The organism is Pseudomonas sp. MAG002Y, from assembly GCF_019400845.1.
In the GTDB taxonomy this organism is placed as follows: Bacteria; Pseudomonadota; Gammaproteobacteria; order Pseudomonadales; family Pseudomonadaceae; genus Chryseomonas; species Chryseomonas luteola.
The window spans coordinates 24,543-37,888 of record NZ_WOEJ01000014.1; the positions used below are offsets into that span (position 1 = coordinate 24,543).

The 13,346-nt window shown below is 52.1% G+C and carries 11 protein-coding genes; 5 read left to right on the forward strand and 6 right to left on the reverse strand.

Annotation, left to right across the window (positions count from 1 at the left end; translation table 11 throughout):
* Positions 1–3 precede the first annotated feature (3 nt).
* Complete coding sequence (locus GM154_RS18765; protein ID WP_219653082.1) at positions 4–2,502, reverse strand: DNA translocase FtsK; 2,499 nt, start codon at positions 2,500–2,502, stop codon at positions 4–6.
* Positions 2,503–2,763: 261 nt separating this feature from the next.
* On the opposite strand from GM154_RS18765, the gene aat reads away from it, so the two are divergent.
* The 3 genes from aat to infA all read left to right on the forward strand — a co-directional run bounded on the left by aat (position 2,764) and on the right by infA (position 4,522).
* A complete protein-coding gene (gene aat, locus GM154_RS18770) occupies positions 2,764–3,453 on the forward strand; it encodes a leucyl/phenylalanyl-tRNA--protein transferase (RefSeq protein ID WP_010794657.1) in 690 nt (229 codons plus the stop codon).
* A gap of 41 nt (positions 3,454–3,494) precedes the next feature.
* Positions 3,495–4,202 (forward strand): arginyltransferase, encoded by a 708-nt coding sequence (locus GM154_RS18775; protein WP_010794658.1) that lies wholly within the window; start codon positions 3,495–3,497, stop codon positions 4,200–4,202.
* 101 nt (positions 4,203–4,303) lie between these two features.
* A complete protein-coding gene (infA, locus tag GM154_RS18780; RefSeq protein ID WP_002553999.1) occupies positions 4,304–4,522 on the forward strand; it encodes a translation initiation factor IF-1 in 219 nt (72 codons plus the stop codon).
* A 54-nt stretch (positions 4,523–4,576) separates the two neighbouring features.
* Here infA and clpA read toward each other — a convergent pair whose 3' ends face one another.
* Positions 4,577–6,844, reverse strand: coding sequence for an ATP-dependent Clp protease ATP-binding subunit ClpA (gene clpA, locus GM154_RS18785; protein WP_074824332.1), 2,268 nt, complete (start codon positions 6,842–6,844; stop codon positions 4,577–4,579).
* Positions 6,845–6,870: 26 nt separating this feature from the next.
* A complete protein-coding gene (gene clpS / locus GM154_RS18790; RefSeq protein WP_026004116.1) occupies positions 6,871–7,230 on the reverse strand; it encodes an ATP-dependent Clp protease adapter ClpS in 360 nt (119 codons plus the stop codon).
* Positions 7,231–7,457: 227 nt separating this feature from the next.
* Between clpS and cspD the strand changes: the two genes are divergently transcribed.
* On the forward strand, positions 7,458–7,730 hold the full coding sequence (cspD, locus tag GM154_RS18795; RefSeq protein ID WP_219653040.1) for a cold shock domain-containing protein CspD: 273 nt from the start codon (positions 7,458–7,460) through the stop codon (positions 7,728–7,730).
* Between the two features lie 31 nt (positions 7,731–7,761).
* Here the strand turns inward: cspD and GM154_RS18800 are convergent, their stop codons facing one another.
* Complete coding sequence (locus tag GM154_RS18800) at positions 7,762–8,073, reverse strand: SelT/SelW/SelH family protein (RefSeq protein ID WP_150347191.1); 312 nt, start codon at positions 8,071–8,073, stop codon at positions 7,762–7,764.
* Between the two features lie 65 nt (positions 8,074–8,138).
* On the opposite strand from GM154_RS18800, the gene GM154_RS18805 reads away from it, so the two are divergent.
* On the forward strand, positions 8,139–10,340 hold the full coding sequence (locus tag GM154_RS18805; protein WP_219653041.1) for a patatin-like phospholipase family protein: 2,202 nt from the start codon (positions 8,139–8,141) through the stop codon (positions 10,338–10,340).
* Between the two features lie 28 nt (positions 10,341–10,368).
* On the opposite strand, the gene GM154_RS18810 is transcribed toward GM154_RS18805, so the two are convergent.
* Complete coding sequence (locus GM154_RS18810; RefSeq protein ID WP_219653042.1) at positions 10,369–12,663, reverse strand: FimV family protein; 2,295 nt, start codon at positions 12,661–12,663, stop codon at positions 10,369–10,371.
* Between the two features lie 171 nt (positions 12,664–12,834).
* Complete coding sequence (locus GM154_RS18815) at positions 12,835–13,278, reverse strand: MarR family transcriptional regulator (protein WP_010794666.1); 444 nt, start codon at positions 13,276–13,278, stop codon at positions 12,835–12,837.
* Positions 13,279–13,346 lie beyond the last annotated feature (68 nt).

Consider the following 13,346-nt stretch of genomic DNA (forward strand, 5'->3'; position numbering starts at 1 on the left):
TGGTTAATCACGCACAGGAGAAGGTGCAATCACCTCTCTTGAACCGTTCGTATTCATAGGCGTGACAACTCCAGCCATCTCCATGGCCTCGATCATTCGCGCAGCACGGTTATAACCGATCTTGAGCTTGCGCTGAACCGCAGAAATCGAGGCCCTGCGGCTTTCGGTTACAAAGCGGACAGCCTCATCGTAAAGGGGATCGTCTTCATTTCCTTCACTGCCATCACCACCGCTACCACCCTCAAAGGAGCCACCGCCCTCATCTGCTCCCGCAAGGATGTCTTCAATGTAGTCAGGCGCGCCGCGTTGTTTCCAGGCTTCAACCAGGCGATGCACCTCGTCATCTGAGACGAAAGCGCCATGGACACGAATAGGAAGACCCGTGCCTGGTGGGAGATAGAGCATGTCACCATGCCCCAGCAGCTGTTCTGCACCACCCTGATCAAGAATGGTTCGAGAGTCGATCTTGCTCGATACTTGGAAAGCCATACGCGTCGGGATGTTAGCTTTGATCAGGCCGGTAATCACATCTACCGAAGGGCGCTGCGTGGCCAGGATCAGGTGAATACCTGCAGCACGCGCCTTTTGAGCAATACGCGCAATCAGTTCTTCCACTTTTTTGCCAACAATCATCATCATGTCGGCGAATTCATCGACAACTACAACGATCGTAGGCAGCGCTTTTAGAAGCGGCGCTTCGTCATCCATGCTTTCGCGTCGATAAAGAGGATCTGTCAGAGGTGTCCCTGCCTCCTCCGCGTCCTTGATCTTGCGGTTGAAGCCAGCAAGGTTTCTGACCCCCATAGCAGCCATGAGCTTATAGCGCCGCTCCATTTCGGCTACGCTCCAGCGCAGCGCATTGGCAGCCTCTTTCATGTCCGTCACGACAGGGCAAAGAAGGTGTGGAATGCCCTCGTAGATAGACAATTCCAACATCTTGGGGTCGATCATGATCAACCGCGCCTCTTCGGGCGTCGACTTGAACAGAATCGATAGAAGCATAGCGTTTACGCCAACGGACTTACCCGAGCCTGTGGTACCTGCTACAAGCAAGTGCGGCATTTTGGCCAAATCCGCGATAACAGGCCTACCGCCAATGTCATGGCCTAGGGCGAGCGTCACGGGCGACTTGGAGGCCTCATATTCAGGAGACTCCAATACTTCAGAAAAACGCACCATCTGTCGGTCTTCATTTGGAATCTCGATACCAACAGTAGTTTTGCCCGGAATGACCTCAACAACCCGAACACTGAAAACAGCCAGTGAGCGCGCCAGATCTTTCGCCAAGTTAGAAATACGGCTGACTTTCACTCCAGCAGCAGGTTGTATCTCAAAACGAGTAATGACTGGTCCCGGGTGAACCGACTCGACTGTGACCTCGACACCAAACTCCTTGAGTTTTATCTCAAGCAGACGTGACATCGTCTCAAGCGACTCTGGAGAAAAACTCTGCTGTTTTTTCTCTGCCGGATCCAGCAAGGATATCGGTGGTATCGTACCTTCAACGGCTGAATCAACAACGTGCGCGGCAGGCGGAGCGGATCGTTTTGCCTCGATCGGCTTAGGGATCGGAGCAGGCGCTGGCATATTAATCTGAGGTGCTGGCTTGGCAGCTTGAGGCTTTTCCACTACAGGCCGCTCATTAACTGGCATAGCGGGAACGGACTTGCGCTCAGGCACCAGAAGAGCTTCATCATCAAGCTCAACGGTTTCAACGACACGCTCACGAGTCTTTTTAGCTTCTCGCTTGATAGGCGCCTGAGGTTCTTCCTCCTCAACCTCAAGCTCTTCATCGTCGTAATACTCTTCATCCTGCAGTTGTGAAGCAAGACGCTTCCGCTCACTGCGGCTACCCATCCAGCGGCTGGCGCCTCCCTGAACAAGCTCGAATAAATCAAGCGTAATCTTTCCTGTCAGGTCCATGACCTTAAACCAGGAGAGATCGGTAAAAACGGTCAGGCCCAACAGGAATACTGCTAAAAATAGCAATGTACTGCCCTGCACATTTAGAGCATTAAGGGCAAGTTGCCCCAGGCTTTCTCCAAGCGCACCGCCTGCCGAAGCCGGCAAATGGGCGTCAGCGTGAAAGTGAATGTAAGCCAGTGCAGAGCCTGCCAGAATAAGGAAAACCAGTCCGGTCAGACGCCATGAAAACAGCCACCCGCTCCATTCCCATGGCATATAGCGATGCCTGAACACCTGCCAGGTCTTGATGCCTAACAGCAACGGAAAAATGAAAGCGAAGTATCCCAACGCCATAAAGAGGACATCAGCCAGCCATGCGCCAGCACGCCCTGCAGCGTTGTGGATCTGATCTATACGACTGGTGTGCGTCCAGCCTGGATCAGAGGGGTCATAGGTCAATAAAGCCATCAGTGTATACAGACACAAGGCGGCTAATGCGATAAGCAACACCTCCTTCAAACGATAATGAAGGTGTTCGCGCCACTGTGTCACATGGCTGGCAGAAGTAGATTGTTTCAAACGCGACTTTTCCTGCACCGACAACGTGAAGATGAAAAGAAACAAGGCAGCATTCTACGACCCTACGCAGCTCGTTCCATACGAAAAACCGAGTCGCAACAACAATGACCTATTTTTACCACGACTTTAGCCGTGAACCATGCATTGGAACATTCTTTTGCTGTTGTGACAAAGAGTTATGCAGCATTCCTCAACAAAGTTTAAATCAAAAGGGAAAACTGGCGCTTGCCAGTAATCGGAGTTAGCCTGAAGACTACTTTGTTAACCCCCTCCCCTTCCATGCTGACTTGGTTGAAACGCGACTTTATACAATTTCCGCCGCTCAGTAGTGCGCTGAGCGAACCTAATGGGCTGCTTGCGATAGGCGGTGACCTTTCACCCGAACGCTTGATTGCCGCCTATCGTCACGGTTGCTTTCCATGGTTCCAGGCTGACCAACCCATTCTTTGGTGGTCACCCGACCCCAGAACGGTATTGATACCTGAAGAGATCCATATCTCTCGCAGCCTTGCAAAGCTGATTCGTCAGCAACGCTTTACGGTGACCTTTGACAAAGATTTTGCTCAGGTCATCAAGGGGTGCTCTGAACCACGAGATTATACCCACGAAACATGGATCACCTCGGAAATGCAGCAGGCGTATGTAGAGCTTTACAAACGAGGCATTGCTCATTCAGTCGAAGTTTGGGAAGAAGACTCGCTCGTCGGCGGCCTGTATGGCTTGGCAATCGGTAAACTATTCTTTGGAGAGTCCATGTTTAGCCGCACCGCCAACGCGTCCAAGGTTGGTTTCGCTACATTGGCTCAACAACTGGCAGAATGGGACTTCGCGCTGATTGATTGCCAAATGCCCACGCGACATCTTGAAAGCTTTGGCGCGACGAGCATTTCTCGTACGCAATTTTCGAACTATTTGGCACGATACCTGGACGAAACATCTAAAGCAGACTGGTCTTCGCAACCGGCATGACAGGATTGATTACCTTCCTCATGTTTTCCTAGAGGTAGATTATGAGCGAGCTGGCCCGATTGAAGTTTTACGCCACTCAGCCGCACACATGCAGTTACCTGCCTGACCAGCAGGCAACCACGCTCTTTCTCGACCCCGCCCAACCCATGAGCGGCCAGCTGTATGCCGAACTCTCTGAATTAGGTTTCAGGCGCAGCGGAGATCATCTATATCGACCTCACTGCCAGCAATGCAAGGCGTGCGTTCCGGCACGTATTCGCGCTGCCGATTTTGTTCCCGATAGACGTCAGAAGCGTATTCTCAAGCGAAATGCAGATATCACCATTGAAAAGCGTAGGCCTCGCTTTACAGAAGAGCATTATCGACTGTATGCACGCTACATTACGGAACGGCATGCAGACGGAGACATGTACCCTCCAAGCCGAGAACAGTTTACGACCTTTCTTATCCGGGAGCTGCCTTACGCCTTTTTTTACGAAATGCGCTTGGGCGAACGCTTGGTTGGTGTTGCAGTAACCGATGTGTTACCCAACGGCCTGTCTGCCGTGTATACCTTCTATGATCCAGACGAGGAACGTAGAAGTCTTGGTACGTTTGGCATTCTCTGGCAGATCGCGGAAACGGCACGCCTGAATCTTGAAGCGGTTTATCTCGGTTATTGGATCAAAGGCTGTCGAAAGATGTCCTATAAGACTCAATATCGGCCAATCGAACTCTTTGTCAATCAACGCTGGGTTCGAGTGTCCTGACATCAGACATGGCATCGATTGAGTTTTTCGGGCACAATGCATGCCGATTTTCCGCCTGGATGGTCCAGGCATTTTTATGTTACCGAGGGGCTTCATAACCTATGTCGAAAGAAGACAGCTTCGAAATGGAAGGTACTGTCGTCGACACCCTGCCTAACACCATGTTCCGCGTGGAGTTGGAAAATGGGCACGTCGTTACGGCGCATATTTCTGGAAAGATGCGCAAGAACTACATTCGTATCCTAACCGGAGACAAGGTGCGCGTGGAACTGACGCCCTACGATCTGAGTAAAGGTCGAATCACGTATCGCGCTCGTTGATACCTCCACAAAAAAGCCCGGCATATGCCGGGCTTTTTTGTGGGCGTAACCTCTTTATGCAGGCTCCGCCGTAGTTTCGTACTCAAAGGCTAACTCATCACCCTTGAGATCGATGTGAACCACCCCCCCATGTTCAGCCAACTCACCAAACAAGATCTCTTCAGCCAGCGGCCGCTTGATCTTATCCTGAATGAGACGCCCCATGGGCCGAGCTCCCATCTGAGGATCATAACCATTGGTAGCCAGCCAGCCGCGGGCAGCATCCGAGACCTCAAGCTGAACGCGTTTATCTTCCAGCTGAGCTTGCAACTCAGTGAGGAATTTATCCACGATGCTCTTGATGGTTTCGTGGCTAAGGCGACCAAACTGGATAATGGTATCCAGGCGGTTACGGAACTCAGGTGTAAAGCTCTTCTTGATAACTTCCATTGCGTCGGTTGAGTGATCCTGCAACGTGAAGCCGATCGAGGCACGAGAAGCGGTTTCAGCACCTGCGTTGGTCGTGAGAATCACAATAACGTTACGGAAATCAGCCTTACGGCCGTTGTTATCCGTCAACGTACCATGATCCATGACCTGCAGAAGCAGGTTAAAGACCTCAGGATGCGCCTTTTCGATCTCATCAAGCAGAAGTACACAATGCGGCGTCTTGGTAATAGCTTCAGTCAGCAGACCACCTTGGTCAAAGCCAACGTAGCCAGGAGGCGCACCGATCAAACGCGAAACGGTATGACGCTCCATATACTCCGACATATCGAAGCGGATCAATTCGATCCCTAACGCTTTAGCTAGCTGTCTTGCCACCTCTGTCTTACCAACACCGGTAGGACCGGCAAACAGGAAGGAGCCGACCGGCTTGTCGGGCGATTTAAGACCAGCTCGCGAGAGCTTGATAGCAGTCGACAGCGAGTCGATTGCCATGTCCTGACCAAATACCGTCAATTTCAGATCGCGCTCCAGATTACGCAGAAGCTCCTTGTCCGACGTATTGACCGTCTTTGGAGGAATTCGAGCAATCTTGGCAACGATGTCCTCAACCTGTGCGACTTCGATACGCTGCACACGCTTCGATTCAGGCTGTAATCGCTGGAAAGCACCCGCCTCATCAATGACGTCGATAGCCTTGTCCGGCATATGTCGATCATTAATATAACGCGCAGCCAAATCGGCGGCGGCACGCAGTGCCTCATCACTGTACTCAATACCATGATGTTGCTCAAAGCGAGCTTTCAGGCCTCGCAAGATACCAAAGGTATCTTCAACGGAAGGCTCAACCACATCAACCTTCTGGAAACGGCGCGCCAAGGCACGATCTTTCTCGAAAATACCGCGGAATTCCTGGAAGGTTGTTGAGCCGATGCAGCGGATTTCACCCGATGACAACAATGGCTTGAGCAGGTTGGAAGCATCCATTACACCACCAGATGCGGCACCCGCACCGATGATTGTGTGGATCTCGTCAATAAACAACACAGCATGGGGACGCTTACGCAACTCGTGTAGCAACCCCTTGAAGCGCTTCTCAAAATCGCCGCGGTACTTGGTACCAGCCAGCAGCGCACCCAAGTCAAGAGAATAAACGACACTATCAGCCAGCAGATCCGGCACCTGCCCATCAACGATGCGCTTAGCCAAACCTTCAGCAATCGCCGTTTTGCCTACCCCGGCCTCACCCACCAGCAAAGGATTGTTCTTGCGGCGGCGAGCCAGAATCTGGGCGACACGCTCTACTTCGTTCTCACGACCAACAAGAGGATCGATACGACCCTGACGAGCCAACTCGTTCAGATTACTTGCATAAGCCTCCAGAGGATGGTTGCTGGCGGTTGTTTCTCCGCCCTCCTCGTCAGGCTGATCCTGCTCTTGGTCTCTCTCATTGGTGCCAGGCACCTTGGAGATCCCATGAGCGATAAAATTGACAACATCAATACGCGCTACGCTCTGTTGCTTGAGCAAAAAGACCGCCTGGCTTTCCTGCTCTGAAAAAATTGCAACAAGGACGTTCGCTCCGGTTACCTCTCGCTTGCCGGAACTTTGCACATGGAAAACAGCACGCTGCAGGACACGCTGGAAACCAAGCGTAGGCTGGGTTTCACGCTCTTCATCTTGCTGCGGGATGAGCGGAGTCGTCGAGTCGATAAACTCGTGCAGATCCCGCCGCAACTTATCCATGTTCGCACCACATGCACGAAGCACTGTTGCAGCCGCTTCGTTATCCAGCAACGCGAGGAGGAGGTGTTCGACAGTCATGAATTCATGACGCTTCGTTCTTGCCTCCTTGAAGGCAAGATTGAGGGTGACTTCGAGCTCACGATTCAACATAGCTTCACCTCATAGCCAGGCACAGATCAACTTTCTATTTCAATCTCACAAAGGAGCGGATGCTGGCTCTCCCTAGCATATTGATTCACTTGCATGGCCTTGGTTTCAGCAATGTCGCGAGTAAAGACTCCACACACGGCCTTACCTTGGGTGTGAACGACCAACATTATCTGTGTGGCCTTTTCACGATTCATGCTAAAGAACTTCTCAAGCACCTCAACAACAAACTCCATCGGGGTGTAGTCGTCGTTGAACATAAGTACCTTATACAACGACGGAGCCTTCAATGCAGGTTTTGCTTCCTGGACAGCCAGGCCTGCACCGTCATCCTCGTGATGTGAAGGGCCTTGTTCTGATGTTAGTCGAATATGGCTGATTGGATGCATGCTCAAGAAATTTTTTCTAGTGAATGGATTAGAAGGTCCGCAAAGACCTTGATCTACTTCTCAGGCGAATATCGCATCGCCTTGACTAACCCTAAAAGGGTGTTAAAACCTTTGGATACCCATAAGGGTACCAGGGGTTCCGTGTTTTAGTGCGTTCAAGACTATCTGAACGGGACTGTAGTGGGATAATACTCCACCTGTGGAGTCCTTTGCAGAGGGATGCCAGCATGCTCAGCGGCAAAGTCAAGTGGTTCAACAATGCCAAGGGATACGGCTTCATAGTAGCGGAAGGAAGCGACGAAGACCTATTCGCTCATTATTCAGCAATCCAGATGGACGGCTATCGAACACTGAAAGCTGGCCAGGCCGTGAATTTTGAAATCATTCAAGGCCCCAAGGGCTTGCATGCCGTTAACATCCGCGCTGCGGAAGTAGCTGCACCAGCAAGAACTGAACGAATCAGCGAGCCTACCAATGCAAGGATGACCTCCGAGGTGTGACGCCAGGATTCGCAGTTATGCCTGAGCGGCTTTATCGCTCAGGCATAGAATCTTGCTTACCTTGCCGATCACTATGACCTAAATCCCTATCCGGATTAATAAGGTCGCGAATACGTTGTTTCAAGACCTTGGCCTCAGGAAAACCTCCATCCCGTTTTCTTTCCCATATGAGAGCCCCATCGCAAGTAATCTGAAAAGTACCACCTGTCGATGGCTCAAGGCTGACCCGACCTAGCTCAGTAGCAAAGGTACTCAACAACTCCTGCGCCATCCAGGCCGCCCGCAGTAGCCACTGGCATTGTGTGCAATAGGTAATAACCACCTCTGGCTTTTGCTCAGTCATCCCATTCTCCTCTTTTGAGCTGCTTATAATAAGCCTCTCGTCCCTCGCCTGCCTGTGGCTTGCTCATGCGCTATTTATTTCTTTGCTTACTACTGTTACTGCCAAGCCTTTCATGGAGTGATCAAGTTCGCCCTAAAACAGGGCTGGTATTGTCTGGAGGCGCAGCGCGTGGACTCGCTCATATCGGCGTATTGAAAGCACTGGAAGAACAAGGCATTCATGTCGATGCCATCGCTGGAACCAGCATGGGTGCAGTCATTGGCGGTTTGTATGCAGCTGGCTACAAAGTTGACGAAATTGAGCGCATTGCCAAAGAAATGGACTGGCAGCAGGTACTTTCGGATCAACCACCCCGAAAAGACGTTCCTTTCCGACGAAAGCAGGACGACAGAGACTTTCTCATCAAACAGCAACTCAGCTTTCGAGACGATGGAACGCTTGGCCTTCCGATTGGTGTCATTCAAGGCCAGAACCTTTCCATGCTACTGGAAAGCCTGCTGGTCCACACGAGCGAAACGCGAAACTTCGATAAATTGGCTATTCCCTTTCGTGCCGTTGCCACTGATATCGTGACAGGCGAAAAAGTTGTGTTCAGCAAGGGACATTTGCCCCGGGCTATTCGAGCCAGCATGTCAATTCCAGCCGTATTTGCACCGGTTGATGTAGACGGACGCTTGCTAGTCGATGGTGGCATGGTTGATAACATCCCTATCGATGTCGCTCGCAGCATGGGCGTTGATAGGGTTATTGCTGTTGATATCGGCACTCCACTGCTGAAACGCAAGGAGCTCACTACCGTTGTAGACGTGCTCAACCAGTCCACTACCCTGATGACACGCAACAACTCCGAAGCTCAGCTGGCAACACTCACATCCAAAGATATTTTGGTTGAACCACCGCTGGCTGCGTACACCAGCGCTGACTTTGGTAGCGTCAATGAATTAATTGACGCTGGCTATCGCGCCACTCAGGCATTGTCTTCTCGCCTGGCCAGTCTAAGGCGCCCGCCGGTGGACGATACGGACATTGCATTGTCCATTGCACGCCAGCCGGGGCAGCGAAACCCGATCATTACAGAGGTACGGATCGAAAACGACTCCAAGGTAAGCGACAGTGTTATCCGGCATTACATACGTCAATCATTAGGCGAACCGCTTGATCTAGAAAAGCTAAAAGACGATATGGGCACCATTTATGGGCTCGACTACTTTGATCAGGTGGAATACCGCATCGTCCGACAAAAGAAAAAAGGCGAAGACGATAATGCCCTTGTAATTCATGCACTCGGAAAACGCAGCGGCACTGATTTTCTGCGGCTAGGCTTGAGTCTTTCAGACGACATGGAGGGCGACAGCGCTTTCAATATAGGCGCCAGCTATCGGATAAACGGCATCAATAAATTAGGCGCCGAATGGCTGACCCGCCTTCAGGTTGGCGACAAACAAGAACTTTACACAGAGTTCTATCAGCCGCTGGATGTAGGCTCACGATATTTCTTTGCGCCCTATCTGAGTGCGGACGCACAAAACATCGAAGCCGTCCAGGATAATGATCCTATAGCTGAATATCGTCGTGAGCGGTATGGGTATGGATTTAATGTGGGGAGACAGATCAACAACAATGGCGAGATCCGCTTTGGCATTGGTCAGCGCTGGGGTAAAACGAAGGTCCATATCGGCAATTCGAATCTCCCGACCGATACCTTTAGCGAAGGCTTCTATGAGCTGAAATACTCATTCGATACCATGGATAATGTGGACTTTCCCAATGAGGGAGAAGATATTTCTGTAACCCTTCGCCAATTTGATACCAGCCTTGGCTCGGATGAGCGTTACCAGCAGATGGAGTTCAAATTAGACAAGGCGTTGACGTTTGGCCAGGACACTGTAGTTCTAGGTGGTTATTACGGCCGAACGTTCAACGATATTGACACGGTAACCAGCAGCTATCTCTTGGGCGGCGCAAGGCAACTTTCCGGTTATCGACAGGATGCCCTGTCTGGCCAGAATTACACGTTGGGGCGGCTGATCTATTATCGTCGGATGACAGAGCGCTCACTCCTACCGCTCGACTTCCCTGTTTATCTCGGAGGAAGTCTTGAGCAAGGGCGTATCTGGAACAATGGAAATAACTATGACAGCGGCTCAATCACCGCAGGTAGTATTTTCTTGGGATTCGATACTCCACTGGGGCCGCTTAACTTTAGCTATGGATTAAATGATGACGGCCAACGAGCGGTTTACCTGAATCTCGGAAATAACTTCTAAGGCTCAAATTAGACGTTTACAGCGCGCATCAAGCAATGCGCGCCAGTAGTACCTCTGCCTCATGGCGCTGTGCATCGTTTCCTTCATTGAGGATCCGCTGAAGAATAGCGCTGGCTGCCCGCATATCGCCTTGGGCCATGCAGGATTTCGCCTGTTGCAACAGAGGGCTGGCTGGATAATCGCTCAGCTCATTGTCTGCCACCGAGGCGCTCGGCACATGGCTGGCGAAATGCTCGTCCAGCGTCATGTCCAGCTCATCCACTGATGGCAACTCTCCTAACGTATAAGGAAAATCATCGTCCAGCGCCTCAGCAGGCTTGGCTTTTTCATGTCCTTGCTCAGCGTCTAGCAGCTCTGTAAGGGCAATAGCGTCATCAAAACTGAGGTCCTGTAAATCCAGATCGAAATTTTCGATATCGGCTTGAGTGGGCTTCATTTCGTCAGCTTTCAAGTCAAGCTGAGGTTTCCACTCCTCTTCCAGATCGTCGGGCAGATCAAGAGAAACCTCCAGAGGCTCCTCCTCAGCTTTGACGCTCTGCTCCTCAGCCGATTCCTCGATCATGCCTGGAAGGAGTGCCTTTAGCTGATCGATTGCCTGCGTATCGCCACCCAATTCACGAACGGCAGCCTCTTGAACGGCGAACAGCTTTCTCTCACCTAAAGCAGCCAGCACCTGGAGCAACATCATGCGCAGATCCAGGCGGCCAGGCTGCTCGGCGATGCCTTCCTCAAGCACCTCACGAGCCTGGTTATAACGTCCATAAGCCAGGTAAATTTCGGCACGTCCCAGAAATTCATCGTCAGCCTTGGGCGTGGCATGCTGGGGTGAAACAGGTATCTGAGGCTCAGCATCATGCGATTCCACATGGCTAGCTATAACCGCTGGCTCGACAAGCGGCACAAGAGCATGACCGTCATGATCGGGCTCGTCCCCTTCAGGTACACCAGTCACTACAGCAACTGTCGATTCCTCCCGTGTACGTCGACGACGTAACGCAATGACGGCCGCTGCCAGCAAGGCGGCTACAGGAACCAGCCATAAATAATAGGATGACCAGTCTTTTTCCTGCTCTGCGTCGACTTGCACCGGTGACGGTGCGACAAGAGGGCTTAGGGTCTGCGAAGCGCTCTGTTCAGGCAGCGTAGTTGGAGCAGACGGAGCAATGGTGGGTGCCTGTGAAGGATCTTCAGACGGCGCCCGGGCTACCTCTATATCACTGTCGGAAAGAGTTGACGGGGGCGGCGCCAAAGACGGATCCGCTGGCGAGGGTATATCGCTTGTTTTTTCAGAGGTACGCAGCTGAGCAACCTCCTGCTGCAACGCTGCGATCTGGTTATCCTTATCCCTTACGGTTTCATCCAGACGAGCCTGGAGTTGCTCCAATTGAGTTTGCAGCTGAGCCATACGAAGCAGAAGCTGATCCTGCTGAGCAACCGCCGTAGGTACTGTCTGCTCCACTCCAGCTTGTACCGGGGCAGTGTTCGTGGGCGACTCTGACGGTAAGGACTGTTCACGAGGAGGATTTTGCGCCGGAGCAGCAATCGATGCGCCGTTTGTTTCAGTCCCTGCTACAGGAGTAGAAAAGTCGGCAGGAAGACGTAACGTTTGCCCTACCCTGAGCCGGTGCATGTCGCCCGCGGCAAATGCATCGGTATTCAGCGAATACAAGTCCCCCATCATTTGCTGAACAGAACCTTTACCCGCCTGGCGAACCAGCTTCTGTGCAATCTGCCAGAGCGTATCGTTTGCGCGTGTCGTGTAGGTAGCAGCACCTGCCTGAAGGCCTGGTCTCGGTGTAGGCGCAGGAGGCGTAGACGGCCGCGAAGCACGGGGTGCAGCAGGACGTGATACCTCTACCTGTGCATAGCTGTTGCTCCGGCTCACCGCAGGGCTTGCAGGCACCTGATAGCCGGGCGGATCTATCAGCACAGTGAACTCACGCAACTGACGCCCGCCGGGCAGCTCAAGACCAACCAGAAAACTCAGGTACGGCTCGTTAACCGGGCGGGTCGATGTGACGCGAATATAACTCCTGCTGCCCGACTCAATCACTGGCGTGAAGTGCATGTCGCTCATGAACTGAGTACGATCGAGGCCAGAACGCGCAAACTCGTCATTAGACGCAAGGCCGATGTGAAAATCGCCGGCCTCAAGCTCACCGACATCCACCAGCTCGATGCGCGCGCTAAGAGGCTGATAGAGGGAAGACTGAAGCGTGATGTTGCCCAGCCCGACCGCAAAGGCAGAGTTACTGCCAACGCCCAGCACCAGGCCGGATACCATTATGAGAGTTCGAAAACGATTAACGTTTTTCGTGGCCATTCAGCGCCCTAACTGCAAATAAAAAAATTACCGCCCTGACAACGGCAACGGCTGCGCTCGTAGAAAATTTAGAAAATCGACTAGCGAGCGCCATTCAAAAAAAGTAGCACTGAAAGTATAGAGGGACAAACCGATGCGACGCGGCCCTCAGCGGAGCCGCGAAGATTCCGATTACTGGCCTCGTTTTTCGAGGTTGGCCAGTACTTTCTGATGGACTTGCTGGCAAATATCAATCGCGGAGTCATCAATACCCGCCAGCAACTCTTCACGCAGCTCATCCGCAATGGCTTGGATCTTTTCAATAAGCGGGCCAGCGGCAGCTGTCAGCATGATGCGCTTGGCTCGACGATCTTCACTCACCGCCACTCGGCGCACCAGTTTCTGAGCTTCAAGTCCGTCCAAAAGACGAGCCAATGTTGGCCCCTCTACACTGACACTTTGGGCCAGCTCTCGTTGAGTAGGATGCTGATCCTTCATGCGTGCAAGGGTCAGCAAGACCTGCCAGCGCGCCTGGGATAAACCCAAATGGCTCAGACGGCGATCAAGCTCTGCTCGCCAGGCACGCGAAACATGGAAAAGCTGGCGACCAAAGAGATGGGGATCGTTTTGCGGCATGGACCAATGACCTTATCGTTTTGACGGTTATTATTGTTTAGCTATTAAACAGCCTACAATCTAGTTTT

Excerpts from the sequence above, each read along its gene's own strand:
- clpS (WP_026004116.1), bottom strand. The coding sequence starts at position 7,230 with ATGCATCCAATCAGCCATATTCGACTAACATCAGAACAAGGCCCTTCA.
- infA (WP_002553999.1), top strand. The coding sequence starts at position 4,304 with ATGTCGAAAGAAGACAGCTTCGAAATGGAAGGTACTGTCGTCGACACC.
- clpA (WP_074824332.1), bottom strand. The coding sequence starts at position 6,844 with ATGTTGAATCGTGAGCTCGAAGTCACCCTCAATCTTGCCTTCAAGGAG.
- GM154_RS18805 (WP_219653041.1), top strand. The coding sequence starts at position 8,139 with ATGCGCTATTTATTTCTTTGCTTACTACTGTTACTGCCAAGCCTTTCA.
- GM154_RS18800 (WP_150347191.1), bottom strand. The coding sequence starts at position 8,073 with ATGACTGAGCAAAAGCCAGAGGTGGTTATTACCTATTGCACACAATGC.
- GM154_RS18815 (WP_010794666.1), bottom strand. The coding sequence starts at position 13,278 with ATGCCGCAAAACGATCCCCATCTCTTTGGTCGCCAGCTTTTCCATGTT.
- aat (WP_010794657.1), top strand. The coding sequence starts at position 2,764 with ATGCTGACTTGGTTGAAACGCGACTTTATACAATTTCCGCCGCTCAGT.
- GM154_RS18810 (WP_219653042.1), bottom strand. The coding sequence starts at position 12,663 with ATGGCCACGAAAAACGTTAATCGTTTTCGAACTCTCATAATGGTATCC.
- GM154_RS18775 (WP_010794658.1), top strand. The coding sequence starts at position 3,495 with ATGAGCGAGCTGGCCCGATTGAAGTTTTACGCCACTCAGCCGCACACA.
- cspD (WP_219653040.1), top strand. The coding sequence starts at position 7,458 with ATGCTCAGCGGCAAAGTCAAGTGGTTCAACAATGCCAAGGGATACGGC.